General features: G+C 69.8%; 30 protein-coding genes and 1 pseudogene. 14 read left to right on the top strand and 17 right to left on the bottom strand.

The window, feature by feature from the left end:
- Positions 1 to 256: 256 nt before the first annotated feature.
- A complete protein-coding gene (locus ACF073_RS38085) occupies positions 257 to 895 on the bottom strand; it encodes a response regulator (protein WP_392076082.1) in 639 nt (212 codons plus the stop codon).
- Entirely contained in the window at positions 892 to 2,112 is a 1,221-nt protein-coding gene (locus ACF073_RS38080; protein WP_392076081.1) for a sensor histidine kinase, read from the bottom strand. Before ACF073_RS38080 ends, ACF073_RS38085 begins: the two co-directional genes overlap by 4 nt.
- A gap of 174 nt (positions 2,113 to 2,286) precedes the next feature.
- Here ACF073_RS38080 and ACF073_RS38075 point away from each other — a divergent pair, with 174 nt between their 5' ends.
- Positions 2,287 to 3,375: an ABC transporter permease gene (locus ACF073_RS38075; RefSeq protein WP_392076080.1), complete on the top strand. Its 1,089-nt coding sequence runs from the start codon at positions 2,287 to 2,289 to the stop codon at positions 3,373 to 3,375.
- Complete coding sequence (locus ACF073_RS38070; protein WP_392076079.1) at positions 3,372 to 4,055, top strand: ABC transporter ATP-binding protein; 684 nt, start codon at positions 3,372 to 3,374, stop codon at positions 4,053 to 4,055. The genes ACF073_RS38075 and ACF073_RS38070 overlap by 4 nt, the downstream gene beginning before the upstream one ends.
- Positions 4,056 to 4,386: 331 nt before the next feature.
- Here ACF073_RS38070 and ACF073_RS38065 read toward each other — a convergent pair whose 3' ends face one another.
- The 5 genes from ACF073_RS38065 to ACF073_RS38045 are packed head-to-tail and all read right to left on the bottom strand — an operon-like array spanning position 4,387 to position 6,118.
- On the bottom strand, positions 4,387 to 4,869 hold the full coding sequence (locus ACF073_RS38065) for a hypothetical protein (RefSeq protein ID WP_392076078.1): 483 nt from the start codon (positions 4,867 to 4,869) through the stop codon (positions 4,387 to 4,389).
- Position 4,870: 1 nt separating this feature from the next.
- Positions 4,871 to 5,233 (bottom strand): histone-like nucleoid-structuring protein Lsr2, encoded by a 363-nt coding sequence (locus ACF073_RS38060; protein WP_392076077.1) that lies wholly within the window; start codon positions 5,231 to 5,233, stop codon positions 4,871 to 4,873.
- A complete protein-coding gene (locus ACF073_RS38055) occupies positions 5,173 to 5,484 on the bottom strand; it encodes a hypothetical protein (protein WP_392076076.1) in 312 nt (103 codons plus the stop codon). Before ACF073_RS38055 ends, ACF073_RS38060 begins: the two co-directional genes overlap by 61 nt.
- Positions 5,454 to 5,696, bottom strand: coding sequence for a WhiB family transcriptional regulator (locus ACF073_RS38050; protein WP_392076075.1), 243 nt, complete (start codon positions 5,694 to 5,696; stop codon positions 5,454 to 5,456). The genes ACF073_RS38055 and ACF073_RS38050 overlap by 31 nt, the downstream gene beginning before the upstream one ends.
- Positions 5,693 to 6,118, bottom strand: a complete 426-nt coding sequence (locus ACF073_RS38045) for a hypothetical protein (RefSeq protein ID WP_392076074.1) — start codon at positions 6,116 to 6,118, stop codon at positions 5,693 to 5,695. The genes ACF073_RS38050 and ACF073_RS38045 overlap by 4 nt, the downstream gene beginning before the upstream one ends.
- A 152-nt stretch (positions 6,119 to 6,270) precedes the next feature.
- Between ACF073_RS38045 and ACF073_RS38040 the strand changes: the two genes are divergently transcribed.
- Complete coding sequence (locus ACF073_RS38040) at positions 6,271 to 6,510, top strand: hypothetical protein (protein ID WP_392076073.1); 240 nt, start codon at positions 6,271 to 6,273, stop codon at positions 6,508 to 6,510.
- 30 nt (positions 6,511 to 6,540) lie between these two features.
- Complete coding sequence (locus tag ACF073_RS38035) at positions 6,541 to 6,990, top strand: hypothetical protein (RefSeq protein ID WP_392076072.1); 450 nt, start codon at positions 6,541 to 6,543, stop codon at positions 6,988 to 6,990.
- A 153-nt stretch (positions 6,991 to 7,143) separates the two neighbouring features.
- On the opposite strand, the gene ACF073_RS38030 is transcribed toward ACF073_RS38035, so the two are convergent.
- Positions 7,144 to 7,680, bottom strand: coding sequence for a DUF6262 family protein (locus ACF073_RS38030; RefSeq protein ID WP_392076071.1), 537 nt, complete (start codon positions 7,678 to 7,680; stop codon positions 7,144 to 7,146).
- Positions 7,681 to 7,902: 222 nt separating this feature from the next.
- On the opposite strand from ACF073_RS38030, the gene ACF073_RS38025 reads away from it, so the two are divergent.
- Positions 7,903 to 8,772, top strand: a complete 870-nt coding sequence (locus ACF073_RS38025) for an IS5 family transposase (protein WP_392076070.1) — start codon at positions 7,903 to 7,905, stop codon at positions 8,770 to 8,772.
- A 451-nt stretch (positions 8,773 to 9,223) separates the two neighbouring features.
- Here the strand turns inward: ACF073_RS38025 and ACF073_RS38020 are convergent, their stop codons facing one another.
- Both ACF073_RS38020 and ACF073_RS38015 read right to left on the bottom strand, forming a co-directional pair.
- The gene (locus ACF073_RS38020; RefSeq protein ID WP_392076069.1) at positions 9,224 to 9,922 is read right to left on the bottom strand and encodes a hypothetical protein; all 699 of its coding nucleotides are present in this window, start codon (positions 9,920 to 9,922) and stop codon (positions 9,224 to 9,226) included.
- A gap of 589 nt (positions 9,923 to 10,511) precedes the next feature.
- The gene (locus ACF073_RS38015; RefSeq protein ID WP_392076068.1) at positions 10,512 to 11,480 is read right to left on the bottom strand and encodes an Lrp/AsnC family transcriptional regulator; all 969 of its coding nucleotides are present in this window, start codon (positions 11,478 to 11,480) and stop codon (positions 10,512 to 10,514) included.
- Between the two features lie 145 nt (positions 11,481 to 11,625).
- Between ACF073_RS38015 and ACF073_RS38010 the strand changes: the two genes are divergently transcribed.
- Positions 11,626 to 13,245 (top strand): amidohydrolase, encoded by a 1,620-nt coding sequence (locus ACF073_RS38010; protein ID WP_392076067.1) that lies wholly within the window; start codon positions 11,626 to 11,628, stop codon positions 13,243 to 13,245.
- 67 nt (positions 13,246 to 13,312) lie between these two features.
- Here the strand turns inward: ACF073_RS38010 and ACF073_RS38005 are convergent, their stop codons facing one another.
- The 3 genes from ACF073_RS38005 to ACF073_RS37995 form a co-directional block, all read right to left on the bottom strand.
- Positions 13,313 to 13,498, bottom strand: coding sequence for a hypothetical protein (locus ACF073_RS38005; RefSeq protein ID WP_392076066.1), 186 nt, complete (start codon positions 13,496 to 13,498; stop codon positions 13,313 to 13,315).
- A 640-nt stretch (positions 13,499 to 14,138) separates the two neighbouring features.
- Complete coding sequence (locus ACF073_RS38000) at positions 14,139 to 14,630, bottom strand: FadR/GntR family transcriptional regulator (protein ID WP_392076065.1); 492 nt, start codon at positions 14,628 to 14,630, stop codon at positions 14,139 to 14,141.
- 63 nt (positions 14,631 to 14,693) lie between these two features.
- Positions 14,694 to 14,825: a GntR family transcriptional regulator gene (locus ACF073_RS37995; RefSeq protein WP_392076064.1), complete on the bottom strand. Its 132-nt coding sequence runs from the start codon at positions 14,823 to 14,825 to the stop codon at positions 14,694 to 14,696.
- Between the two features lie 165 nt (positions 14,826 to 14,990).
- On the opposite strand from ACF073_RS37995, the gene ACF073_RS37990 reads away from it, so the two are divergent.
- The 5 genes from ACF073_RS37990 to ACF073_RS37970 all read left to right on the top strand — a co-directional run bounded on the left by ACF073_RS37990 (position 14,991) and on the right by ACF073_RS37970 (position 18,494).
- The gene (locus ACF073_RS37990; RefSeq protein ID WP_392076063.1) at positions 14,991 to 15,863 is read left to right on the top strand and encodes a fumarylacetoacetate hydrolase family protein; all 873 of its coding nucleotides are present in this window, start codon (positions 14,991 to 14,993) and stop codon (positions 15,861 to 15,863) included.
- A 22-nt stretch (positions 15,864 to 15,885) separates the two neighbouring features.
- On the top strand, positions 15,886 to 16,683 hold the full coding sequence (locus ACF073_RS37985; protein ID WP_392076062.1) for an MBL fold metallo-hydrolase: 798 nt from the start codon (positions 15,886 to 15,888) through the stop codon (positions 16,681 to 16,683).
- 86 nt (positions 16,684 to 16,769) lie between these two features.
- The gene (locus tag ACF073_RS37980; RefSeq protein ID WP_392076061.1) at positions 16,770 to 17,276 is read left to right on the top strand and encodes a hypothetical protein; all 507 of its coding nucleotides are present in this window, start codon (positions 16,770 to 16,772) and stop codon (positions 17,274 to 17,276) included.
- Positions 17,273 to 17,584: a hypothetical protein gene (locus tag ACF073_RS37975; RefSeq protein WP_392076060.1), complete on the top strand. Its 312-nt coding sequence runs from the start codon at positions 17,273 to 17,275 to the stop codon at positions 17,582 to 17,584. The genes ACF073_RS37980 and ACF073_RS37975 overlap by 4 nt, the downstream gene beginning before the upstream one ends.
- An 88-nt stretch (positions 17,585 to 17,672) precedes the next feature.
- Positions 17,673 to 18,494: a PhzF family phenazine biosynthesis protein gene (locus ACF073_RS37970; RefSeq protein ID WP_392076059.1), complete on the top strand. Its 822-nt coding sequence runs from the start codon at positions 17,673 to 17,675 to the stop codon at positions 18,492 to 18,494.
- 84 nt (positions 18,495 to 18,578) lie between these two features.
- On the opposite strand, the gene ACF073_RS37965 is transcribed toward ACF073_RS37970, so the two are convergent.
- Positions 18,579 to 19,016: an Lrp/AsnC family transcriptional regulator gene (locus ACF073_RS37965; protein WP_392076058.1), complete on the bottom strand. Its 438-nt coding sequence runs from the start codon at positions 19,014 to 19,016 to the stop codon at positions 18,579 to 18,581.
- A 154-nt stretch (positions 19,017 to 19,170) separates the two neighbouring features.
- Between ACF073_RS37965 and ACF073_RS37960 the strand changes: the two genes are divergently transcribed.
- Together ACF073_RS37960 and ACF073_RS37955 are read left to right on the top strand one after the other, a co-directional pair.
- Complete coding sequence (locus tag ACF073_RS37960) at positions 19,171 to 20,346, top strand: trans-sulfuration enzyme family protein (RefSeq protein WP_392076057.1); 1,176 nt, start codon at positions 19,171 to 19,173, stop codon at positions 20,344 to 20,346.
- A 70-nt stretch (positions 20,347 to 20,416) separates the two neighbouring features.
- Positions 20,417 to 21,706, top strand: coding sequence for an amidohydrolase family protein (locus ACF073_RS37955; protein ID WP_392076056.1), 1,290 nt, complete (start codon positions 20,417 to 20,419; stop codon positions 21,704 to 21,706).
- 866 nt (positions 21,707 to 22,572) lie between these two features.
- Here ACF073_RS37955 and ACF073_RS37950 read toward each other — a convergent pair.
- Positions 22,573 to 22,866 (bottom strand): hypothetical protein, encoded by a 294-nt coding sequence (locus ACF073_RS37950; RefSeq protein WP_392076055.1) that lies wholly within the window; start codon positions 22,864 to 22,866, stop codon positions 22,573 to 22,575.
- Between the two features lie 140 nt (positions 22,867 to 23,006).
- Between ACF073_RS37950 and ACF073_RS37945 the strand changes: the two genes are divergently transcribed.
- Positions 23,007 to 23,543, top strand: coding sequence for a hypothetical protein (locus ACF073_RS37945; RefSeq protein ID WP_392076054.1), 537 nt, complete (start codon positions 23,007 to 23,009; stop codon positions 23,541 to 23,543).
- A gap of 16 nt (positions 23,544 to 23,559) precedes the next feature.
- On the opposite strand, the pseudogene ACF073_RS37940 reads toward ACF073_RS37945, so the two are convergent.
- Together ACF073_RS37940 and ACF073_RS37935 are read right to left on the bottom strand one after the other, a co-directional pair.
- Positions 23,560 to 23,661 (bottom strand): annotated as a pseudogene (locus ACF073_RS37940) (IS5/IS1182 family transposase); the annotation flags it as partial.
- Between the two features lie 116 nt (positions 23,662 to 23,777).
- Complete coding sequence (locus ACF073_RS37935) at positions 23,778 to 24,395, bottom strand: hypothetical protein (protein ID WP_392076053.1); 618 nt, start codon at positions 24,393 to 24,395, stop codon at positions 23,778 to 23,780.
- Positions 24,396 to 24,452 lie beyond the last annotated feature (57 nt).

Genomic DNA, 24,452 nt, shown 5'->3' with positions numbered 1-24,452 from the left:
GGGTTGAGACTTCGAACACCTCCCCCAACGGCATGGAGCCTCGTGCGTTGCGCACCCCGCCGGCGTCACCCGATCGCGGACATCGCCTCTGAACTGCCCGCTCACGTCTTCAGCAGGCCGCTGGGCTTCAGCCAGTCCACGGCCGACAACTGGGGCACCGCGTCCGGAGGCTTCAGCTCGGCCTGCGGCGCCGAAATCTCCACCCGCATCAGGGGCCAGTGATCACGGGTGGCTCCGGGTGTGATGTGCAACCGGCTCAACGCCGGATGAGACCGAGGTCGGTGGCCGCGGCGACGGCGGCGGTGCGGGACTCGACGTCGAGTTTGGCGTAGATACGGGCCAGGTGGGACTTGACGGTGCCTTCGGTCAGGTGGAGGCGTGCGCCGATGGCCTGGTTGGACAGTCCCTCGGCGACCAGGGTGAGGACTTCGGTCTCGCGCCGGGTCAGGACGGTGCCGGGGGTACGCAGGCGGTTCATCAGCCGGTCGGCGACGGTGGGTGCGAGTGTGGTGCGGCCGGCGGCTGCGGTACGTACGGCGGCAGCCAGGTCCTCCGGTGGGGCGTCCTTGAGGAGGTAGCCGGTGGCGCCGGCTTCGATGGCGGGCAGGGTATCGGCGTCGGAGTCGTAGGTGGTGACGATCAGCACGCGGGGGGCTCCCGGTCGGGCGGTGATCTGGGCGGTGGCCTCGGCGCCGCCCATGCCCTTGCCGAACTGCAGGTCCATCAGGACGACGTCGATGTCGCCTTCGGCGGCGCGGGTGACGGCGTCCTCGGCGGTGGCGGCTTCGGCCATGACAAGGAGGCCGGGCTCGGTTTCCAGCACGGCGCGCAGTCCGGCTCGCACGACGGGGTGGTCATCGGCCAGGAGCAGGCGGATGGGGGTGTCGTCGGTCACGGACAGGCCTCGGGCTTGGTGGCGGCTGGCGGGGTGAGAGGCAGCTGAGCGGCCAGGGCGGTGCCGTGGCCGGGGGTGGCTTCGATGGTGAGGGTGCCGCCGAGGGTCTGGGCGCGGGCGCGCATGGCGGCCAGCCCGAAGCCGCCGGTCTCGGGGTCGGGGGCGGGCAGGCGGGCGGGGTCGAAGCCGCGGCCGTCGTCGACGATGTCGAGGGCGACGTGGTCGCCGAGGTAGCTGAGGGTGACGTCGGCGGCGGTGGCTTCGGCGTGCTGGACGGTGTTGGCAAGGGCGGACTGGGCGATGCGCAGCAGCGCGACCTCGTGTGCGGTGGTGAGCGGGGTGGGGGTGCCGGTGAGGTGGAAGCGTGCGGTGATCCGGTGCCGGGTGGACGTGGTGGTGCACAGGCGTTCCAGGGCGCCGGCCAGGGTGGTGCCTTCCAGGGTGGGCGGGGTGAGGGCGGCGACGAAGCGGCGGGCCTCGGCAAGGTTGTCGGCGGCGGCCTGCCGGGCCTGGTCGACGTAGCGGGCCGCGTTCTGCGGTGCCTGGGGCAGGGCGCGTTCGGCGGCGCGCAGCAACAGCTGGATGCTGGAGAGGCCCTGGGCGAGGGTGTCGTGGATCTCGCGGGCCAGGCGGTCGCGTTCGGCGAGTACGCCGGCGGTGTGCTGGGCTGCGGCCAGGTCGGCGCGGGTAGCGGTGAGTTCCTCGATCAGCCGTCTGCGGTGTTCGCTCTCCCCGTACAGGGCTTGATATCCCCACACCACGGCGACGGCGACGGCGGCGCCGAGGGCGGGGCCGATGGCCATCGCGGGGCTGAAGGAGTGCTGGTGGGCGGCGAAGCCCGCGATGGCCGCGGCGGCGGTGGCGGCCACGGCCACCAGTCCGGCGCGGCGGGACAGCAGGTGCAGCTGGAGGAAGTACAACGGGAAGGCCACCCACACGGCGTCGGGGGTGAAAGCCAGCAGCATCAGCCAGCAGACCTCCACGGCGGCCAGCCACAGCGCGGCCGCACGCCGCGAGCGACGTACGCCAGGCAGCACGGGGCCAGCCGCATACGCCAGGCCGCACGCTGCTGCCGTGACGACGATCCATCCAGCGTGGGGCGACGCGCCGGTCACGGGCCGGCCAGCGGCCAGGGCGAGCAAGCCGATGACCAGCAGGTGCAGGCACCAGGCCAGGGCCCGGGTGGTCGGGGTCAGGGCAAGGGCGGCAGAGTTCACAGTGCGTCCCAGGTTACGAAAGCCCACGCCGGAAGGGACTCCATCAAAAGTTAGAACCCGCGTGCCGTCTTTTGGACCGCCGAATGCCGTCCTGCGCCAGACGCGCACGCAGGGGGACGGCGGCGAGGGTGGAGTCATAGCTGCTTCCATCGCCGGAAAGGACAGGCCAAGGCCGTGTTTGTCGCCTGGAGAGACCTGAAGTTCGCCAAGGGGCGCTTCGCCCTGATGGGGACCGTCATCGTACTGATCACCCTCCTTGTCGGGCTGCTGTCCGGGCTGACGGCCGGACTGGGCCAGCAGAACATCTCCGCGATCACGTCCCTGCCCGCCGACAAGATCGCCTTCCAGGCTCCCAGCGGCGGACAGGACCTGTCGTACTCCAACTCCACCGTCACCGAACAGCAGTGGAAGAAGTGGTCGAAGGCGCCCGGTGTCAAAAGCGCCGAGCCGCTGGGGATCACCACGACCAAGGCCATCGCGGGAGACAAGAGCACCGGGGTCTCGGCCTTCGGCGTCAAGCCCGGCTCCCGCCTGGCCCCGGACAACGACAGGATCACCGGCAGCGCGGTAGTGCTGTCCACCGCAGCCGCCGGCGACCTCGGCGTCAAAGCCGGGGACGCCCTGACCCTGGCAGGCCGGCAGCTGGAGGTGGCCGCCGTCGCGGGCGATGCCCACTACAGTCACACCCCAGTGATCTGGACCAGTCTGGACACCTGGCAGAAGATCGCGCCACCCGCCAGCACTGACGACGGCCCGACCGCGTCCGTCATCGCCCTGAGCACCACCTCCGAGGGCGATACGGCGGCCACCGACCTTCAGGCTGGCACCAAGACGGTCTCCACCGACGACTCGCTGTCGGCGATCGGCTCCTACACCTCCGAGAACGGCTCCCTGCAGCTGATGCGCGGCTTCCTCTTCGCGATCTCCGCTCTCGTCATCGGTGCCTTCTTCACCGTCTGGACCATCCAACGCAGCGGCGACGTCGCCGTCCTCAAGGCCCTGGGCGCCTCCACTGCCAGCCTGCTCAGGGACGCCCTCGGCCAGGCAGTCGTCCTGCTCGTCGGCGGCACCCTGATCGGCACCGGCATCGCCGCCGCCCTGGGCACACTTGTGGCCGGCTCCGCCGTGCCGTTCCTTCTCACCCCCGCCACCGTCCTGATCCCAGCCGTCGTGATCATCTTCCTCGGCGCGCTCGGCGCCGCCCTGTCCATCCGTCGCATCACCTCCGTCGACCCGCTGATCGCCCTGGGGAACGCCCGATGAGCCTGACCCTGACCGACATCACCCTCACCTACCCCGACGGCGACACCCGCCTGACCGCCCTCGACCAGGTCAGCCTTGAGGTCCCCCAGGGCAGCCTGACCGCCGTGGTGGGCCCCTCCGGCTCCGGCAAGTCCAGCCTCCTCGCGGTCGCCGCCACCCTGATCACCCCCGACACCGGCAGCGTCACCATCGACGGCCAGAGCACCACCGGCCTCACCCGCGGAGAACTCACCGAACTACGCCGCCACAAGATCGGCATCGTCTTTCAGCAGCCCAACCTGCTGCCCTCCCTCACCGCCGCCGAACAACTCCAGGTCATGGCCCAGATCGACGGCCGCAAACCCCGCACCGCACGCGACCGCGCGATGGGACTCCTCGACGCAGTCGGACTCGCCGACCAGGCCGTGCGCCACCCCCACCAGCTCTCCGGCGGCCAGCGCCAGCGCGTCAACATCGCCCGCGCCCTGATGAACGACCCCACCGTCCTTCTGGTCGACGAACCCACCAGCGCCCTCGACCACGAACGCGGCGGTGCCGTCCTCGAGCTCATCACCCGCCTCACCCACCAACAGGCCACCGCCACGGTTTTGGTCACCCACGACCGCACGCACCTCACCGCCGTCGACCAGATCGCCGAAGTCCACGACGGACGCCTGCGCCTCCCGGCCACAAACCGGTAAGGGGGCCGGCCTGCCACGAGCCGCAGGGCCAAGTGAGCTCCGCGTACGACGACCATTCCGCAGGTTCTGATGGCCGGGCTTACCAACATCCCGCACGTCTTCGGGGGTGTGGTTGAGGTGGGCGGTGGTAAAGCCGACCACGGAGCCGGTGTCGGGGTGGATCTGCTCGTGGACGGCGGGGCAGCGGCCGCCGGAGTGCTTCAGGCCGCACTGGCCCGTCCACTCGCAGCGGCCACCAGCCCGCCCGAACCGGATCCGCGCGCTGATCTGGGACCAGTCGCGCAGGTAGCGGTGGGCGTTCTCGGGCCGGATCGGCACAGGGGCCCTTCGGCTACTCGCCGTCGGCGGCCTGGCGCTGCTCGAACGCTTCGAGCAGGTCTCGGAGGTCGCCGGGGGTGTCCGCGCAGCCGCCCCACGTCCCGGCCTCGGTCCACATCGGGACCTGGTCGGTGTCGGCGTCGATGCAGCAGACGTACGGGCCGTAGCGCTCCAGCATCGCGGTGAAGGCGTCCGCGAAGGTGGGGGCCGGCTGGAGCCGCACCATCTCGGAGACGACCAGCCACATCGGCTCGTCCGGCGTGCGGGGCAGCCGGAAGTAGCCGGTGACGCGCAACTGGTCGCCGGGGGTGAGTTCGTGCAGGACCTGGCGGGCCATCTCGGGGTCGGCGACGGTGCACAGCAGGATCATCTGGTCCGTCCGCTCGTCCGTCGGGGAGACGGTGAGGCGGAAGCGGGCGGTGCTGCCGTGCAGGTCGCCGGGCACGGTCTCTTCGTTCAGGAAGCCGTCCAGGAGGATCGCGTCGGTGTCGCCCATGTCAGCTGGCCTTCGCCGTCGGGGCCTGGTGGGCGGCGTCGTACGCCTCCAGGACGGTCTTCGCCGGGTTGCCGCGATCGGCGACCTTGTGGCCGTGGGCGCGCGCCCAGGTGCGGATCGCGGCCAATTCTTCCCGGGTGCGTCCGATGCCGGGCCGGATGGGCGTCGGTGCGGCCTGCGCGGCGGTGGGGGTGCCGGCCTTGGCGGCGCGCAGGTCCTCCTTCGCCTGTTCCAGCTCGGCCGTGAGCTTGGCGACGCGCTCTTCGGCCTCGCGCTGCGCATCGTCGGCGGCGCGGCGGGTGGTCAGCTCGGACAGGTGGCCGCGGACCCGGGCGGCCTGGCGGGGGTCATTGGCTCCTTCCACGGCTCGTACGGGGCGGGCCGGGTGGGGATGAGCTCCAGTTCCAGGCGGGCCCTCACCGTCTCGCGGACGGTTGGCGGGGCGAGGCGGGCCGCGCGCTGCTTCTCCTGGCGGCGGCGGTCCTGTTCGGCGACGACGCCGACCCAGTCGTCCCCGAGGCGGTGCACCAGGTCCTTGCGGAGCTTGTTCCGCTCCCGGGCGGTGGTCGCTGCCCACACGCCGGTCAGGGTGAGCGGCTTGTTGGCCAGGGCCACTTGAGGCAGTCCTTGACGATCGGGCAGCCGGAGCAGGCGGCCTTGGCCTGGGCGAGGGCCTTCTCCCGCTCGGTGTGGTCGGTGACGTCCTCGATGGCGAACAGCTTCGGGTCGGCCTGGCAGCGGGTCGGGCCGTCGGTGTGGGGGAAGGGGATCCGGTCGTCGGCGACCACGGCAGGGGTGTTCGGGGTGCCGGTGCGCGAGCCGCTCATGACGGGACCTCCGTGAGCTGCTGGGCGAGGTCGGGGAGGTGGACGAGGACCTGCTCGAACACGGCGAGCGGGACGCGCCACGGGCCGAGCTGGCCGTCGCACGGGACGGGCAGGGCCAGGGGGTGGACGTCGTCCAGGTCGACGTGGACGCACTCGGTCTGCGCCCAGGGGCTGCACGGCTCGCCGGGGTCGGTGTGGGAGCCGGTGATGCGGACGATGCCGAGGACGGCGCGGGTGGGCAGCTCGTGCCCGCGGATCGTGCGGGCGACGATCGGGGCGCGCAGGGCGGCCCGGTCGGTTGCGGCTCCGGCGTGCAGCAGGCGCCAGGCCGGCGCCCAGGTGCGGGGCCGGTTCTCGACGCGCTTGTCGCCGTGCAGGATGCAGATGTTCTCTGGGGGTCCCGACGCGTGATACAGGCCCACGAAGTTCTTGCAGCTCAGCGGCTTGGATATGGAATGTAGCGTCTGCGACAGGTGTGGTGCAGGCGGACTCACCGGTTTCCTCCCAAAGGGCTGTCCCGCTATGCGCATGAGGTGACTGGGGCAGGCATGGGAGCAACAGCCATACTCGATGCGTGACGATCACGGATGTTGACGGTCTGCTGCCTGACCCGCGGGATCTGCTGGCAGGAACCGACTGGGCTTCGCTCGAACATGCCTGTGGGCCGGCCGCAGTAACGCCTGTTCTACTGACCGGGCTGCTGGCGGACGACGCCGGCACGCAGGCCAGGGCTCTGCGACACCTCAACGATCCGGTGCGTCACCAGAACACGATCTACTCAGCGACCGTGCCTGCGGCGGCATATGTGGCCTAGATCCTCAGGGACCCGCGCACGGACACCGTTGTGACCGACCGTGACGGCCTGGCCCTCCCGTTGCGGGCTGCCTCGATGGACTGGGTGACCTCGGTAGCTATTGAGGTCGACAGCGAGGCAGAGGCACACATGGCTCGCGTGGGTCTCGGCCTGGTGGACTATCCGGAGTCCGTCGAGGTCCGGGCACTGCGTCCCAGCCTGTTCCAGGCTGTCTCTGCTTTCCTCCACTCCCCGGACCTTGAGGTTCAGGAAGCAGCCATTGCTGCGGCTGTTCCACTCCTGGACGCCCCAGAGCTCGTTGAGCAGCGTGCCCTTCTCGCGCCGCTGGTCCGTGACGTGCTGATCTCCAGCGACAACCGTTCGTACCGCTCCATCGCCAGCCGTGGCCTCAAGTCCTGGGGCGAAGAGACAGGTCTGCTGCCGGACGAGCAAGACGAAGACCTCTGGGCGGGCGGCTGCAGCAGCGAACCGCCCTTTTGACCTCGATCTCCGCGGGGAAGAGGATGATCTCCTGTTTCCGCTGATGTGATGCCGTGATCGCGTTGTGGCTGGTGTGATCACGGCGTCACAGCCTTCTTGAAAGGCCCGTTCACCCGGTTGAGCCCACGCTGCTTCGGCAACTGGTGACGGCCTTCAGGGGGCCTCTCGCGGACGGGGAGCCGTGTTCAGGCGGGTAATCAGTTCACGGTTGGTGGCTCGAGCGGCGTCGAGCTCTTGCTGGCGTTCGTCGAGCTGGCGTGTGAGGGCCACGGCTTGTTGCTCAAGTGCGGTGATGCGCCGTTTGAGCTGCTCGATGTCGTCTGGCGCGCCCAGTCCGGATTGCCTCCAGGCTTGTTCGCCGAGAAGTTCGCTGAGCTTGTTCTCCAGCTGGTGAATCCGGGCGGCCTGGCGAACGGAGCGGCTCTGAGCGTTCGCGAGGTCAGCCTGCAGCGAGGCCCTGCTGACCTGTGGTGCGGCGTCTGGGCTGCCCGGTGGTTCGGATGCGGCGGCGTGAACTTGAGCGAGCAGGTCCCGGTGCCGGTAGAGAAAGGTCCGGTCGACGCCCGCGCTGCGGGCGATGGCCGAGACGCGGATCTCCGTGCCGTTCTTCGCAGCGTCGTTCAGTGCTTTCTGGACGCGCTGGCGCCTGCGAGCGGAGTCGGCGCGTCGTCCCTGAGAAGTCGTTTTCATCTGTACTGCCTGGATAAAGGGCGGTCCTTGGAGTGCGGGAGCGCGGTGCGGAAGGCGTGGCGAGGTGTGGTCGGGGCCTGTGTGCTGGGCGGGGTGACAGGTGGGGCGGGATGTGGCTTGGTCCTGTCTCATCCCAGGACGTCCGGTCTTCGTGGCTGCGTGCTTCGGTCGCCGCTACTGTGCGCCTGGGCGCACTCGGGTTCGCGGCGGTACGCCGGAAGCATGCCGACGCGACGCCCGTATCCGAGTGATCTGTCCGATGCTCGCTGGGAGTTGATCGAGCCAGTGCTCTCGTCCTGTCGCTTCGAGCGCCGCGGCAGGGCCCTGGACTTCGGCCGACCGCCCGAGCATGATCTGCGCGACATCATGGACGCGATCTTGTATGTGGACCGCACCGGGGTGCAGTGGCGCTACCTCCCGCACGACTTCCCGCACTGGAACACGGTCTACGGATACTTCGCCAAGTGGCAGCAGGAAGGCGTGTTCGCTCAGCTAAACGGCCTGCTCAGGCGGCTGCTGCGGGAGAAGGAAGGGCGGGATGCCGAGCCGTCGGCCTGTGTGATCGACGCCCAGAGCGTCAAGACCTCCACCAGCGTCCCCGCTGCCGGCCAGGGCGTCGACGCCGGGAAGAAGATCGTCGGCAGGAAGCGGAGCATCGTCACCGACACCCTCGGTCTCTTGCTGGCGGTGCTGGTCACCGCGGCGAGCGTGCAGGACTGCGTCGCCGGCACCCGCCTCCTGGACCAGGTCGCCAGCGAACACCCCGGCATCCGCAAGGTGTGGGTCGACGGCGGCTACCGCCAGCACCTCGTCGAGCACGCGGCCACCCTCGGCATCGACATGCACATCACCGCCCGCACCCCTGGAACCAGGGGATTCACCCCCATCCCCAAGCGGTGGACGGTCGAGCGGACCTACGGCTCGCTGATGCTCCACGGCCGTCTCGCCCGGGACTACGAGACCCTTTCCGCCCGGTCCGAAGCCATGATCCACCTGGCCATGACCGACCTCATGGCCCGCCGTCTCACCGGCGAGAACACCATCTCTTGGCGCGACCCGACACCACAGACCAAACATCAGATTCCGGGATGAAACACCGGGATGAAACGACCTCTAAGGGAGCCATGAACTCGATCTACCCCACGACCGAAAGTCCCCCGGACGCGGTTGGACCACCACCGGGAACATGACCACGCGGGTGAGCAGGAGGAGCCCCCGATTGGCCTTGGTCTTCATTTCGTCGTCGACCCCTTCCAAAGCGGCTGTGGCACGCGCTCTTCGCTGGCCAGGGCCTCGGGGTCCGAGGTGGTCGAGGTTGCCGGTGACGGCTCGCTCTGTGCCACAGGCAGTGTGGGCCGACCCTCTCGCTCTCGCCACGGAGCAGGTCATCGAGCGTGCTGGGCCTGAAGGCGCGGTTGGTGCGAGTCCGCTCGTAGGCGTCGTCGCCCAGGGGCCACAGGTTTGCGAGACCTCGTGAAGGAGGTCGGCGACGGCCACCTCCGCGCCGACGGCAGGTGACCGATGCTGTACGAAGTCCGTAGCCTCAGCGCGCCGAGGCCGTAGGATTCAAGCCCTTTTCCTTCTCATCGATCCGCTGGATCACCATGCGCGTCACCGCCAACAAACGGCCGGTCTGCACGTGCGTTCCCGGCGTCCACGAGTACTCGATCCTGCCGATGACCGTGCCCTGTTGGAAGGTCGTGCCCCTCCCCGTCCAGAGCAAATGATCCTCTGGCGCAACGAGGTCGAGCGTATACACGAGCTCTCCGGTCGGACCTGGATAGCGGTCCACATCGTCCGTTTTATCCCTCGTTTTGAAAGCTTGAGCCGCCGACCGTTCGTCGGGGAAAGAAACCAGGTGGATCCCGATCTCTTGATCTACAAGGTTGGTAAACACAGAAAGGCCCACCGCCCCAGCCCTGGCGCACCAGGCATCCGGCCACTCCTCGTCCTGACACTGGGAAGGGTCCTTCGTCGAGTCCCAGGCATCGACCGTGCGTCCCCCCAAGTCCGCGGGCATGTTGCGACCTGTGGGCAAAACGGACTGCAGTTGCGTGGAGTCCACGACCGGTATGCGGTCGCTGGACGGGCTGGCAGCGCCCTTGCCGGTCGGACCCGCGGAAGTCCCACCGCACCCGGCCGCTGCGATGCAGCAAACCACCGACACGAGCACAACACGCACCAGGCTGGGAAGGCGGCCTGCCAACGTGCCGCCCACCAAAGTTGACTCCCCCTTGATCATAGATGTCGATTTTGCCGCAGAGGCACCCACCGCTCAAGATCCGGATTCAGTCTCGGCTGGATCCATCCATCAAGGAATGGACTCGATCTACCCCACGACCGAAGATCCCCCCGACCCGGTTACACCACCACAGGGGACATGACCACACGATGGTGACAACAACCGTTCCCGAGTCCACGCAGGCCTCCCTCCCTGTCGGGACGGACCCACAGCAGGCCCCTCATGAGCTAAGAGCCCACGAGCACCTTCAGCGTGAACTTCTCCAGAAACAATAGAGGTTGAGGCGCGTCACATCGCCCAGTCGGGGGAGTCCCGCGCGCCCGACCATGACCGGTCCGCCCGCCGTCGTCACCTGGACGGCCGATGGCCTGGGTGGAGGGCGTGGTGCGTGACGTGGACACTGCCGGAGCCGATGCTGGCGACCCCCGTGCCTGATCCTGCTCTGCAGCCCGGTTGGGCCGGCGAGCCGAAGTCATGGACAGGGTTTGTTGTTGTCCGTTGTCCAGTGCCAACGCAACGGTCCGCTGCGAGGTCTCTGTCGTGGGTCCCCAACCGGATGCGGCCGATCGGACAGTGAGTTCACGCTTCGTCAGTGCCGGATCAGGCCCGTGCGTTTGACGGTCGCCAGCAGCGCGGTGGTGTCGATGGCGGTGACAGCTTCCAAGGGGCCGACGGCGTCGGTGAGGAAGGTGTACAGGGCGTCGAGGTTCTCGGCGGCGACGGCGACGACCAGGTTGGCGGGCCCGGTGGTGGCGGCGCAGAACCGGACGTGGGGGTGGGCGCTCAGGGTCTGCGCGGTCTCCTGCAGCGCTCCTGGCCGTACCGAGATCCACAGCAGTGCTTCGGTCTTGGCGCCGAGCAGTGCGAGATCGAGCTCGGTGGCCAGGCGCAGCACCTGACCTTTTATGAGGGCTTCGAACCGTCGGCGGGCGGTGAGGGCGGTGGTGCCGGCGCGGCGGGCCAGGTCCGTGTAGGTGGCCCGGCCGTCCTCGGTCAGCCCGGCGATTAGCGCGGTGTCGACGTCGACAGGCGTGTACGACGGTGCCGAGACCGTCGGGGGCGCGGGGTCGGGGGCGAGTTCGGCCAGTTCTGCGGGTGAGAGGAGGCCGGCGGTCCAGCGGAAGGCGGTGGGAAAGACGCGCAGCAGGGTGTGGGAGGTCCAAGTGCCGACGGCGTCGGTGGCGGGCAGGTCGCGCAGCAGCAGGTTGTTGCGGGCTTCGGTGCCTTCCAGGAAGAAGATCGTGGAGATCTCGTCGCCGCCGCCGAGGATGTCGACCCAGATGGTGTCGGTGCGGCGGGCCAGCGCCTGGGCGACCTGCCGGATCTTGTTGGGTCGGCAGCGGATACGCAGGGCGATGGGGATCAGATGTGGGAAGCGTGCCGGGTTACGTACGGCGGTGGCGCGCAGGGTGCCGTCGGCGTAGAGCAGGGCGACACGGCGTACGACGGTGCGCTCGGACAGCCCCAGGCAGCGGGCCACCTCACGCCAGGAGGCACGCGGCGAGGCGACCAGAGCGGCCGCGATCCGCCGGTCGGTGTCGTCTAGCACCTGTCGCATGATCCGCATGATAGGCCCCAGTGCTGGCGGACTTTCTGCGCAGGAGCCGTCAGCTTGGCGGTGAAGTCCCGCATCCCTCCTACAAAGGTCTCGTCGCCGAACGACTGGTTCGGGATCCGGCACCTGCGAGATGAGGGAGAAGATGATGACTGATCACGGAGCCGACCTGCTGATCCGCGCCAGGGCGGTGCACACCCTGGTGCCCGGTCAGGCGGTGCAGCGGGCAGTGGCCGTGCGCGGCGACCGCATCGCCGCCGTGTCCGCCGACCCCCACGGCCTCGATCACCTGGTGAGCGCGGACACGCAGGCCCATGACCTGCCCGGTGCCACCGTGCTGCCCGCCTTCGACGACACCCACACCCACCTGATTTTCGCGGCACTCGGCGCTCACGACGTCCCCGTGCACCGGGCCCGCAACATCCCCGAGTTCCTCGACCTGATCCGGCAGCGGGCCGCCGTCACCCCCAAGGGCGAGTGGATCCGCACCACTGCCAACTGGCAGGAACTCAACCTGGCCGAGCGCCGCATGCCCACCGCGGCCGAACTCGACACGGCCACCGACCGGCACCCGGTCCTCGTCAAGCGCGGCGGCCACAACGACGTCGTCAACACTTACGCGCTGCGGCTGGCGAGCATCACCGAGGACACCCCCGTACCGCCGGGCGGCACCATCGGCCGCGACGCCGACGGCAAGCTCGACGGCCGGCTGATCGACAACGCCCTGCACCTGGTGGAGCACCTCGTCCCGGCCCCAGACCGGGACGAGCGCATCGACGGACTGCGCCTGGCCACCCGCGACTACGCCGCCACAGGCATCGGGACCATACGCGACTGCGCGGTCACCCCCGAGGACTACGCGGTGCTGACGGCCGCCCGCGAGGCGGGGGTACTCAGCACCCGGGTGCGGGCGCTGATCTCAGCCCTCGGACTGACCAGCGACGCACAGGTGGAGGACCTGCTCGACGTCATGGAGGAGTGGCGGGACAACTCCGACCCGTGGCTGTCGGTGTGGGGGGTGAAGTTCGGCCTCGACGGCGGCCTGGAGGCCGGGGCCACCGAGGAGCCGTACGCATGCGACCACTCCTTCTCCGGCATGCTGACCTGGGAGCCGGACGCGCTGGTCGAGGCCGTCGAGGCCGTGGTCCGGCGCGGCTGGCGGGTCGGCACCCACGCCTACGGCGACCGCGCGGTGCGCACCCTGCTGGACGTCTATGAGTGCGTCCTCGAGCGCAATCCGGGGCTGCCCGCCGGCACGCTGGTGATGGAGCACGGCGGCCTGGCCGGTCCCCAACAGCAGGCCCGGGCCGTCGCGTTGGGCATCCCGGTCACCATCCAGCAGCCGCTGCTGCACGACACCGCCGAGGTCGAGGAGGGCTTCTGGGGCCCGGAACGTGTCGCCCGGCTGTTCCCCGCCCGCGGCTGGATCGACCTGGGCGCCGAGGTCAGCGCCGGATCCGACTTCCCCGTCGGCCAGTTCGGCGCGATGCGCTCCATCTGGGGTATGACCACCCGGCAGACCGTCATCGGGGTCAAGGGCCCCGAGCACGCCATCACCTACGACGAGGCCCTCACGCTGCACACCGCGGGCGCTGCCCGCCTGACCAGTGAAGCGCACCTGCGCGGCGCCCTCACTCCCGGCCGCCTCGCCGACCTCACCGTCTGGGACCAGGACCCGGCCTGCTGCCCGGGCGACGCCCTGCGCGACCTCAGGCCCACACACACCTTCGTCGGCGGCCTCCTGGTCACCTCGACTGGGACGCGGTAATCAGTCACTCAGCCGTGGCCGGCTCTGTCCCTTTTGCGTGAGCGGCCGTTGGTACCGATGAGAACGATCACGGTCCGGTCGGCGTGAGGGTGCTGACGCGGTTCTCGTACTCGCGGCGAGCCTTGAGCTGGGTCGGGACCGCCTGAGCGCCCGGCCCGCCGTCGAGCGGCTGGCGGCGGGCCAGGAGTCGGTGGTGCACGACCGGGATGGCGGTGACGCGCAGGGTGTAGCCCTGGCCGCGCCGTACGGTCACCCGCTGGTCGAGCGCATCCCGTTCGACGGATCCAGTTCGGAGGCGCGCAGGAAGTGGGCGACCCTGCCCGGCATGTCGAGGGTGACCAGCAGCTCCGGCGCCGGGGAGTCCTCCTCGGTGGCGAGATGGGCAGGAGGTCGGCGACGGCTGTACGAACCGCGCCGCGGCTGACGCCGTCGTCGTGGGCGAGGGCGGCGATGGATCGGCCTTCCAGGTATGCGGAGCGCACGTCGGCGGTCTTCGAGGCCGCCACGGCTGGGCGGCGCCCGGCCTTGCTGCCTTTGGCTCCAGCGGCGCGCAGTCTTCACCGGTCCGAGGCGCGGAGAACGCGCCGTCGAGGATGTGCCCCAGTGCCGCGTACGGGGCGGAGCATCTCGGAGATGCGCACGATGTCGCCCGGCCGCGCGTAAGTGAGTAGTTCGTGGAACTTCGGCCGCTGGAGCGGGTGGAGGTGCCCGGGCTCTCCTCGAAGACGACCGAGTTCTCGATCCCGGCCTCGTCCAGGACGAGGTTCTGTCGAGCGGTCGACTTATCGTTTGACGACAGGCGGGCGACGCGGCAGCACGGATCACGGCCTGTCAAAACTCCTGACAGCTACGCCAGTTTCTAAAAGGTGGCCAGCCCGCCAAACTCGATCAAGTCAGTTGGGTCCGAGAAGGTTGAGGCGGACATCAATGAGATGGGCGCGCATGTGGTCGCGGGCGGTGTCGGGGTCGCGGTCGGCGAGGGCCTCGATGATGAGCCGGTGGGCCTGCTCGTAGCCCGCGCGGCGGGCGGGACTGGCAGAGCGGCGCTTGATGTTGCCCCAGACGGGAAGGCTGCGGGCGGCATTCATGACGTCGAACATCTGCAGCAGCAGGGTGTTGTGGGCCCCCTGGGCGATGGAGCGGTGAAGTACGCCGTCCCAGGACTCGAACTCCTCGTGGGTGCCGGCCCCGGCACTGCGAGTGGCGCAGTGTCGCATCCGATCGAGGTCGGCAGGAGTGGCGTGGCGGGCGGCGAGGGCGGTGAGCTCCGGTTCGAGCAGGAGCCGCGCAGCCATGATCTCCGCGGGGCTGGTTTGCAGACCGCCGCCCGCCTCGTCGCGGTCGGCGGCGCTGGCGACGAAGGTACCGCGTCCGACGCGGCGCACGATGGCGCCCTCGCGCTCCAGCGCGCCGAGCGCCTGGCGGACGGCGGTGCGGGGGGCGGAGAGCTATTCCACGAGGGCGCGCTCGGTCGGCAGCCGGTCGCCCGGCGCAAGGCGGCCCGAGCGCAGACCTTCCTCCAGTAGCGCCCGCACCTGTGCTTCCACGCCCGGAGCCCGCCCGTTCTGCGCCGATTCCATCCCGCAACCCTTCTTCGAACCAATTGCGACCAATCTTAGAACACACTCAGCGTTGGATAGCAAGGATCAGCCGACCTAGGCTCAATTTCAGTGACCATGTTCAACCAATAGGTAAATTGATTCGTATTGGTTCAGGTCGAAAAAAAGGTGCGGACGGTGAAACTGGTGACGTTCGAAGACGCGGGGCGCGGTGCGCTCGGCAGGATCGAGGCGGACAGGACGGTGCGCGATCTGCGTGGCGTGGTGGGCGATCTGTCGCTGGTCGATGTGATCGCCGACTGGGACCGGTTCGGGCCGGCGATTACCGACGTCCGGGGCCTGCCGGTCGTGGGGGCGGCGCGGCTGCACGCCCCGATCCCCCACCCGCCGCGCGATCTGTTCGCGGTCGGCAAGAACTACCGCGACCACGTGCGCGAGTTCGGCCGCTCCGGGTACGACACCCCCGAACGCTCCGAGGACCTGCCCGAGGCGCCGGTGATCTTCTCCAAGGCAGCCACCTCTGTCACCGGCCCCGGCGTCGACATCGATCCCCATCTGGGCGCCACCTCAGAGTTGGACTACGAGGCCGAGCTAGGCGTCATCATCGGCCGCGGCGGCAGCGGCATCAGCCGCGAGAACGCGTTCGCCCATGTGTGGGGCTACACGATCCTCAATGACGTCACCGCCCGGGATCTGCAGCGCCGCCACCGGCAGTGGTTCCTCGCCAAGTCGCTGGACACCTTCACGCCCATGGGCCCGTGGGCGGTGACCGCCGACGAGGTCGGCGACCCCCGCGGCCTCGTCGTATCGGCGTCAGTGAACGGTGAGGTCCGCCAGCAGGCCCCCGTATCGGAGCTGATATTCGACATCCACGAGCTCATCAGCACCATCTCCGCCGGCATGACCCTGCGCCCTGGCGACATCCTCGCCACCGGCACACCCGCGGGCGTCGGCATCAGCTTCGACCCGCCGCGCTTCCTGAAGCCCGGAGACGTCGTCGCATGCGCCATCACCGGCCTGGGCACGCTGCGCAACACCGTGCGCGCAGCCGCCGTCTGACACCACCGAGGAGGCCACGGCGATGCTGATCGGCGACATCGACATCCATCCACTCACCGACGGGACGTTTCGCGCCTCGCCCGGCTACTTCGGCGACCACGCCCGCCCCGAGGGCCACGACGACCTGTTCGCGCACGACGGCATGGCGTGGCTGCCGATCGGCTGCTTCCTCGTGCGCACCGGGGAGCGCACGATCCTCGTCGACGCCGGCATGGGCCCCCGGATGCGCGACGACGGCCCCCGCCGCCTCCTCGTCGGCGGCCAGCTCCTGCTTGGCCTGCGCGCCGTGGGGGTGAGAACCGGCGACGTCACCGACATCGTCTGCACCCACCTGCACGCCGACCACTGCGGCTGGCTCTTCGACGCCCAGGCCCGGCCCGTCTTCCCCCACGCAGAGATCTGGTTCGGTGCACCCGACTGGGCCCACTTCGTCATGGGCCCCGAGGCGTGGATGTTCGACCACATCCGCCACGGCCTGCGCACCGCAGAGGCCGCCGGGACGCGGCTGCGCCTGGTCGCCGAGGACACCACCGTCGCCCCCGGCGTGGACGTGACGATGACCCCCGGCCACCTCAGCGTCATCGTCTCCTCCCGGGACCGGCGCATTCTGCTCCTCGGCGACGCGATCGTGTGCCCGGTCCAGCTGGACGAGCCGACCTGGCACTCCATCGGCGACGTCGACCCCGTCCTCGCCCGCCGCGTCCGTGAACGCCTCTTCCGCGAACTCGAAGACCCCGACACCCTTGGCGCCGGCGCGCACTTCCCCGAACTTCGCTTCGGCCGCGTCCTCGCGGCCCAGGGCCGCCGCTGGCTCACCTGACCTGCGCCGCAGCGCCGACTTCCCGGTGCCGCCGGGCCCACGCCGCACCACCGCCACCCGCACAGCCGTTTGATCTGGAGAGAGCCATGCGTAAGACCGCCGGAAGCGACCACCACGCGGTGTTCGACTTCGGAAGCCTGACCGTCACCGCGCTCCTGGACGGCTACGTTGACCTTCCGCCCACCCGGCTGCGCGACACCGGCGAGCGCGTCCTTGAGCCCGTGCCCGAGCAGGTGCCGCTCGTCGAGGACCTCCTGCGGCTGTCCGTCAACGCATTCCTCGTCGACGACGGTAAGCGGCGGGTGCTGGTGGACACCGGCGCGTCCAACAGCTGGGACCCCACCATGGGACGGCTGCCGCAGAGCCTGGGCGCCGCCGGCGTCGACCGCGCGTCCATCACCGGCTCGCGATCACCCACACCCACGAGGACCACGTCAACGGCCTCCTCGACCCCAACGGCTCCGACGCCTTCCCCCGCCTGGAGCGCGTCTTCGTCGGCGCCGGCGACGAGCACGTCTTCACCGGCACCCTCGCCCGCTTCGCCGACCGCGTCGTCACCGTCAGGGAACCCCGCCCGGTCACCGCGTGGATGACCGCTCTGCCCACCCGCGGACACACCCCGGGCCACACCGTCTACGACACCCGCAACGAAGCCGGGCACCACCTGCTGATCTGGGGCGACACCATCCACGTCCCCTCCCTGCAGTTCGCCTCCCCCGAAGTGTCCTGGGAACTGGACAGCAACCAGGCACAGGCCCGCACCAGCCGCTCAGCCCTCCTGAAGCGCCTCGCCGGACCCGGCCACTTCGTCGCCGGAGCCCACCTCGACTGGCCCGGCATCGGCCGCGTCATGTCCACCGACCGCGGCTACACCCTGCAGGCCCTCCCCGACACCCCCTGAACACCCCACCCCGTCCCGGCGCCACCCCTACCGCCTGCCGTCGCGAAAGGCTCCCGCTGTGATCAGCGTCCCGCGTATCCGTCCGTTCATGCAGGTCGACGTGTTCTCCTCCCGCCCCTTTTCGGGCAACCCAGTGGCGGTCGTACTCGACGGCACCGGAGTCAGCGACGAGCAGATGCAGGCCCTGGCGCGCTGGACAAACCTGTCGGAGACCACGTTCGTGCTGCCACCCACCACCAAGAAGGCGGACTACCGGTTGCGGATCTTCACCCCCGGGGCCGAGCTGCCGTTCGCCGGCCACCCCACCCTCGGCTCGGCCCGGGCCTGGCTGGAAGCCGGCAACACACCGCGCCACGCCGGAAGGATCGTGCAGGAATGCGCGGCCGACCTCGTCGCCCTCCGCCACCGGGGCGACGACCTGGCGTTCGCCGCCCCGCCCCGCATCCGCGACGGTGCCCTCGACGACGCCGACCTGGAGCGGATCACGGCAGCGTTCGGCATCGCCCGCGAGCAGGTTCTGGCCCACCAGTGGGTCGACAACGGCCCCGGCTGGGCCGTGATCCAGCTGGCCACCGCCCGCGAGGTCCTGGAACTGGAACCCGACCTGTCCCTCATCCCCGACGCGATGGTCGGAGCCATCGGTGCCCACCCCCATGGCAGCGAATACCGCTACGAGATGCGAACCTTCGCCCCCGCCGTCGGCGTCCCCGAGGACCCGGCCTGCGGCAGCATGAACGCCGGTGTCGCCCAGTGGCTCACCGCCAGCGGCGCCGCCCCGGCCTCCTACCGCGTCTCCCAGGGCTCCCGCACAGGCCGGGACGCCGGCATCACCGTCACAGCGGAGAACGACGGCACCGTCTGGATCGGCGGGGACACCGCCGTCATGATTCGCGGCACGGTCATCCTCTGACACCCCGCCGGGCCGACCGTGCGCTCCCTGCCCCGGCCGACGGTACAGCTCGCACCGCGACGCGGCGGGGGGCTACCAGGGAGTTCAGACGTTGTCGAGGGTCTTCATGATGACGAAGGTGTTGACGGTGGCCACCCCCGGCAGGGACGCGAGCCGGGTGGCGTGGAAGTCCTCGTAGGCATCCAGATCGGCGACCTCCACGTGCAGCAAGTAGTCGAAGCTACCCGTGATGTGGTGACACGCCCGCACTTCGGCCAGCTGCATCACCGCGTTCTCGAAGGAGGCGACGTCCGCACGCACGTGCCGCGCCAGCCGCACCCCGGCGAACAGGCGCAGGCCCCGTCCCACCGCCTTTGGGTCCACCACCGCCCGGTAGCCGCGGATCACCCCTCGCTCCTCCAGCTGTCGTACTCGGCGCAGGCACGGCGAGGGCGACAGGCCCACCCGCGCGGCGAGCTCGCTGTTGCTGATCCTCCCATCGCGCTCCAGCACGGCCAGGATCGCCCGGTCCATCTCATCCATGAAGGCAGATTATTGCTAAGAAACTCCCTCTTGCACCAGGTACTGCCTGTGAGGTGCGCAATTTTATGTCGAATGTGCTGGCAGACGGACCATGGCAGCGTCACGGCCCGCATGCTGGCTAGCGACAAACCACTTGTTTACGGAGGGGCCAGCTATGCCGGGCCGCAGCACCGTCACCGTCCACGCCGACCGCCATGTCCACCCCGATCCCGCGGTGGCACCCCCGATCTACCAGACCGCCGCGTTCTCCGCGGGCGACGGCGAGGCGTTCGCCCTGGGCGCGACCGAGCCGCGCGGCAAGGGCTTCTACACCCGGTTCGGCAACCCGAACCATGCCCAGGTCGCCGCGGTGCTGGCGGAGCTGGAGGGCACCGAAGCGGCGATGGTCACCGCCTCCGGCATGGCCGCGATCACCACCGCTGTCCTCGCCCTGGTCTCCGCCGACGACCACGTCATCGGGCAGAAGTCGACCTACGGCGGCACCGCCTCGGTCCTGCTGAACCTCCTGCCGCGCCTGGGGGTCTCCACCACTCTGGTCGACCAGCGCGACACGGAGGCGTTCCAGCAGGCCATCACCCCCAAGACGCGCCTCATCCTGGTGGAGACGCCCAGCAACCCGCTACTGCACATCACCGACCTGCGCGCCGTCGCCGAACTCGCCCGCGCCCACAACATCACCACGCTGGCGGACAACACCTTCGCCACCCCGCTCAACCAGCGGCCCGCCGAGTTCGGCATCGACGTGGTGTGGCACAGCGCCACCAAGTACCTCAACGGGCACACCGACGTCTCCGCCGGAGCCCTCGCCGGACCCGCCGAGATCCTGGACCGGATCTGGGACACCAGCCTGCTCACCGGCGCCGCTCTCGGCCCGATCGACGCGTGGCTGCTGCTGCGCGGCATCCGCACCCTGCCGCTGCGCGTACCCCGCCACAACGACAACGGCCTGGCCCTCGCGCAGGCTCTGTCCGGGCACCCGGCCGTCGCCCAGGTCAACTACCCGGGCCTGGAATCCCACCCCCAGCACAAGCTCGCCGCCGACCAGATGAGCGGCTTCGGCGGCGTCCTGAGCGTCGAGTTCACCGGCGGCTTCGAGGCGGCCGACGCTTTCCTCGGCCACCTGCGCTACTCCCAGCGCTCCGCCAGCCTCGGCGGAGTCGAGTCCCTGGCCGTCCACCCCGCCTCGATGTGGCGCGGCATGCTCAGCGACGAGCAGATCACCGACGCCGTACCGCCCGGCCTGGTGCGCCTGGCTGCCGGCACCGAGGACACCGCCGACCTCGTCGCCGACGCCCTCGCTGGGGCCGACACCGTCTTCGCCCAGGCCTGACCGACTGACTGCAACGGCCCCTCCGGCCGCCCATCATCCCTGCGACCGTGCACGTGCAAGGAGCGACACCATGAACACCCTCATCACCGGCGGCACCGTCGTCACCATGGACCCGGCCCTCGGCGACCTGGCCCGCGGCGACGTCCTCATCGAGGATGGACAGATCATCGAGGTCGCCTCGCGCATCGACGCGCCCGACGCCGAGGTCATCGACGCGAGCGAGCGGATCCTGATGCCCGGCTTCGTCGACAACCACCGCCACACCTGGCAGACCGCCTTCCGTGGCGCCGGATCCGACTGGACCTTCCCGCAGTGGGCCCAAGCCATGCACCACACCGTCAAGCCCCACTACACCCCCGACGACGTCTACATCGGCACCCTCATGGGCCGCCTGGAGGCCCTGCACTCCGGCGTCACCACCATGCTCGACTGGTACCACGTCGCCCAGACCCACCAGCATGAGGACGCCGCCATCGCCGCCCTCACCGACGCCCCCGGCCGCTCCGTCTTCTGCCTCGGCGCAGGCTGGGGCAGCGACACCGCAGTCGAGGACGACATCCGCCGCGTGCGCGCCATCCTGTCCGGCGGCGGCCGCATCGACCTGGCGCTCGGCATGCGCGGCCCCGGCGCCACCGGCATCGACACCACCGCCGGCGAGGTCAAGCTCGCCGACGAGCTCGGCCTGCGCATCAGCCTCCACGTCGAAGCCCCCGGCGTCATCGCGGAACTGCGCGAACACGGCCTGCTGCGCGACACCCTCACCGGCGTCCACGCCAACGGCATCGGCGTGAACGAACTACGCATGCTCGCCGACGCCGGCGGATCCATCTCGATCAGCCCCGACGTCGAACTCAAGATGGGCTTCGGCGCCCCTATGACCGGCCTCGCCCTCGACGCGGGCCTGCGCCCCACTCTGTCCATCGACGACGTCCCCTCCGTCGCCGGCGACATGTTCTCCACCCTGCGCACCGCCTTCGCCGCCCAGCGCGGCATCGACGGACGCCTGCGCTCACGCGACCTGCTCGACTTCGCCACCATCGACGCCGCCGCCTCCATGGGCCTCGCACACCGCACCGGCAGCCTCACCCCCGGCAAGGACGCCGACATCATCCTGCTGCGCACCGACGACCTGACGATCTTCCCCGTCACCGACCCCGCCTCAAGCATCGTCAGCCAGGGCCACCCCGGCCTGGTGGACACCGTCCTGGCCGCCGGCCGCGTCGTCAAGCGCAACGGCGTGCTGGTGAACGTGGAGCTGGCGGCCCTGCGGACCCGACTGCTCGAATCCCGCAACCGGATCGCAGCCACCGCCGGCATCCCGCTCGACGGCACCTGGTGCCCTCAGCTGGCATCCCAGTGAGCGCCCTCGGCGTCGAGGACTCGGCGCTGCCTCTGCCTCAGCACCCGTGGGGCCAGGGGCGTGGGCGCAGCGCGCACCGCATTGAGCTCCTCTACTGCCGGGGCGCCCTGGTGCCGACAATTCAGTTGCCGAACGGCGGCACGTCGCCCGGTGTGAGGTCTTCTCGAAGCCGCAAGAAGCGCACCGGTGACGGTAACGGCCCTCGCCGACGGCGGTATCGGCCTGGAACTCGGCCACCAGGTCGAGGTGCACGGGGTGGTACTCCAGCTCACGAGGATGGCCCGGAAGCCGTCCGGCTTGACCTCCATGATCAGTTGTCCTGACATTGCCCCGGCCGGGGCAGCTCATGTCGGGCCTCGGCGAGCATCGGCTGGATCGGGGGTGTCAGGGCCACACCGCCGCATCTACGCCGTGCCGCACTCTCGCGCACGCTGAGCCGTGCCGTCGCGCGGGGCCCCAGTTCAGGAGGATGGCGGCGAGGTGCGCCGGGGCCGGGCTTGGAGGGGGATGACGGTGGCACCGGTGCGCAGGGCCTCGTTCTCGACGGCAAGTTGGCGGATGGCTTCCGCGTAGAGGGTGAGTGTGCGTCGCAGCTCGGTGTCTCCTTCCGCAGTCGGGCCAGATTCGCCTCCCGTCGCTGGTCGGGCTCGGAGGATTGTGCCTGGGCCGTGTGGGGGTGGTCGTAGGGATGCGGGGCCGGAAGTGGGTGTCGATCAGATCGGCGTAGTGGCGGTGGAAGGTGGCGTGGGGGATGCCGAGGTGCCGCTCGATGGCGGTGACGGTCGGGCGGTGTCCTCTGGTGGCTGCCTCTTGGAGGACCATGTCGATGGCGGCCTTGACGGTGTCGACGTCGGGCAGGGCACGCTTCACTCGGCAGTCTCCGGGGCGTGGCGAGCGAGGAACGCGGCAGTCTCACGGTGCTGTTCCTCCAGGCGCTGGCGGACATAGGGGGCGAGGCGGTCGCGGTTGGCCAGGGCGTCCTCCAGCTTGGCCAGGTGGCCGTTTAGCGCCTGGCGGTTGGCAGGGGTGAGGGCGGTGTTTCGGCAGGCGAGGGGCTGGCAGTCGGCCAGGACGGGCTGGCTGTCGCCGTGGTCGTTGGACGTGCCGCACAGGGCGCGGTCGGGGTTGTAGACGCAGGTGACGAAGCTCCCCAGGTACATGTGCGGGTCGTGGCGGGCCACGATGCGGCGCAGGCGGGCTTCGTCAGTGACGACCTGTCCGTCGAAGACGGTGTGTCGGGCGAACTCCGCGAGCCGGGCTTCGGCCTCGGCGCCGGCCGGCCCAGCCAGCGTCGGGCGGGGTGTTCATCGGCGCCCAGCTCGGCGAGGAGCTGGCCACGGGCGAGGGCTTGCTCGGCTTCGACCTCATCGCGGAAGCCGGAGTCGCTGGTGCCGGCGTAGCCCTCGAACATCTGAATACACTGGTGACGGTATTGCAGGGCTCCCGCAATGGCGCCTCCGGGTTGGCGGGCGATGAACCAGGCCAGTGTCCGCCGGAACTGCCGCGTGGTCAGCCGAGGCAGCCGGCCCCGTTTCCGGGGGATCCCGTCCGGACGGCAGCGGTCGTCGCAGTCGGCGGTGATCCAGGAAATCAGGAAGGCGATGTCCTTGTTGGTGGTGTTGCTGTTGGGCACCGGGAATGTGCTGCGGCGGCGGGTGCTGGCTGCGGGGGCGAGCAAGTAGGGCTGCTCCAGGGGCTGGAAGCGTTCGAGAACGGCGATGGCCCGGGCGACGGGAGCGGTGACGATCCACGTGGCCTCTGCGCCGTGGACGTCTTCGCCCTTGAAGGCGAGGCTAAAGGGTGTTGCAGAAGATCCGGCTTCGGCAGGCTGAAGTGACGCCTGACCTGGTGTTTTACTGCGCCATGGCGAGGTTGTGCATGGTGGCGACGGCTTGGACCGCGTGGTGAAGGCCGTCTCCTTTCTGGCGGCAGTCGCGCAGGATCTTCCAGTTCTCCGGCGTCCACCACGCCATGCTTGGCATCGCTCGCCTGCACAACCTCACTCTCGCTGGGTGACCGGCAGGAAACAGCCAGAACAGCCAGTACGACGGAGACCCACGAAGCAGCTTGGCTACGACTCCTCTCTCAGTCGCGCCCAGGTATGAGTGTCCAGGCTGTCATGGGGGCCCATGCGGGAGAGTTCGGCGCCGTCGCGTCCCAGGGCCACGATGACGGGACGAACTCCACGGCTGCTCTGAGGCGACGTCCATACAGCAAGGAGACTGCGCTGCTCGGGAACCTCGATGCGGCGGGCACCGATAAGGACCTGCCCCACGTCCTGCCCGAGGCGTACTTTGACGCAACTGATCCATGGGGCCGCGGCGAGGGAGCGCGGAAGGTCAAGGCTGCGGGTGAGGCTGAGCACGCCCCCGCCATTGCACACGTCGAGCACATCAACGTCGACAGGATCGTCTCCGGAGCCGCTGCCGCCCCCGACGTACCGCCACTGCTTGCCGAACCACTCAAGGAGCGCAATGTGCTCACGCATTCGCGATGAATTCGGACGCCACAGGATCCAGATCGCCCCGACCCCGGCAGTGTCGTCGACATCGGCCGACACCACGGTCAGCACGCGCCGCGGCACCCACCACGGTTGCGGCTCCTCTCCCGCCAGCGCCCGCTTCACCACGCCCCGCAGAAAACTCTCCCACCGGGCTCCCACCCCCACGACCTCTCCCCATGCCTGCATGCGCCTGCGATACCCGGCGCGCGAAGGCATCAAGCGCCATGCTGCTGAGGCAACACC

The organism is Streptomyces sp. NPDC015171 (assembly GCF_043079545.1).
GTDB lineage: Bacteria > Actinomycetota > Actinomycetes > Streptomycetales > Streptomycetaceae > Streptomyces.
The sequence above is the reverse complement of the archived record's forward strand: the minus strand, read 5'-3'. Positions and strand labels throughout refer to the sequence as shown.

Bases quoted from the DNA above. Each gene is read 5' to 3' on its own strand.
- ACF073_RS38070 (WP_392076079.1), top strand. From the start codon at position 3,372: ATGAGCCTGACCCTGACCGACATCACCCTCACCTACCCCGACGGCGAC.
- ACF073_RS38065 (WP_392076078.1), bottom strand. From the start codon at position 4,869: ATGGGCGACACCGACGCGATCCTCCTGGACGGCTTCCTGAACGAAGAG.
- ACF073_RS38050 (WP_392076075.1), bottom strand. From the start codon at position 5,696: ATGAGCGGCTCGCGCACCGGCACCCCGAACACCCCTGCCGTGGTCGCC.
- ACF073_RS38030 (WP_392076071.1), bottom strand. From the start codon at position 7,680: ATGAAAACGACTTCTCAGGGACGACGCGCCGACTCCGCTCGCAGGCGC.
- ACF073_RS38025 (WP_392076070.1), top strand. From the start codon at position 7,903: ATGCCGACGCGACGCCCGTATCCGAGTGATCTGTCCGATGCTCGCTGG.
- ACF073_RS38020 (WP_392076069.1), bottom strand. From the start codon at position 9,922: ATGATCAAGGGGGAGTCAACTTTGGTGGGCGGCACGTTGGCAGGCCGC.
- ACF073_RS38015 (WP_392076068.1), bottom strand. From the start codon at position 11,480: ATGCGACAGGTGCTAGACGACACCGACCGGCGGATCGCGGCCGCTCTG.
- ACF073_RS38010 (WP_392076067.1), top strand. From the start codon at position 11,626: ATGACTGATCACGGAGCCGACCTGCTGATCCGCGCCAGGGCGGTGCAC.
- ACF073_RS37995 (WP_392076064.1), bottom strand. From the start codon at position 14,825: ATGGAATCGGCGCAGAACGGGCGGGCTCCGGGCGTGGAAGCACAGGTG.
- ACF073_RS37985 (WP_392076062.1), top strand. From the start codon at position 15,886: ATGCTGATCGGCGACATCGACATCCATCCACTCACCGACGGGACGTTT.
- ACF073_RS37980 (WP_392076061.1), top strand. From the start codon at position 16,770: ATGCGTAAGACCGCCGGAAGCGACCACCACGCGGTGTTCGACTTCGGA.
- ACF073_RS37975 (WP_392076060.1), top strand. From the start codon at position 17,273: ATGACCGCTCTGCCCACCCGCGGACACACCCCGGGCCACACCGTCTAC.
- ACF073_RS37970 (WP_392076059.1), top strand. From the start codon at position 17,673: ATGCAGGTCGACGTGTTCTCCTCCCGCCCCTTTTCGGGCAACCCAGTG.
- ACF073_RS37965 (WP_392076058.1), bottom strand. From the start codon at position 19,016: ATGGATGAGATGGACCGGGCGATCCTGGCCGTGCTGGAGCGCGATGGG.
- ACF073_RS37960 (WP_392076057.1), top strand. From the start codon at position 19,171: ATGCCGGGCCGCAGCACCGTCACCGTCCACGCCGACCGCCATGTCCAC.
- ACF073_RS37955 (WP_392076056.1), top strand. From the start codon at position 20,417: ATGAACACCCTCATCACCGGCGGCACCGTCGTCACCATGGACCCGGCC.
- ACF073_RS37950 (WP_392076055.1), bottom strand. From the start codon at position 22,866: ATGTACCTGGGGAGCTTCGTCACCTGCGTCTACAACCCCGACCGCGCC.
- ACF073_RS37935 (WP_392076053.1), bottom strand. From the start codon at position 24,395: ATGCAGGCATGGGGAGAGGTCGTGGGGGTGGGAGCCCGGTGGGAGAGT.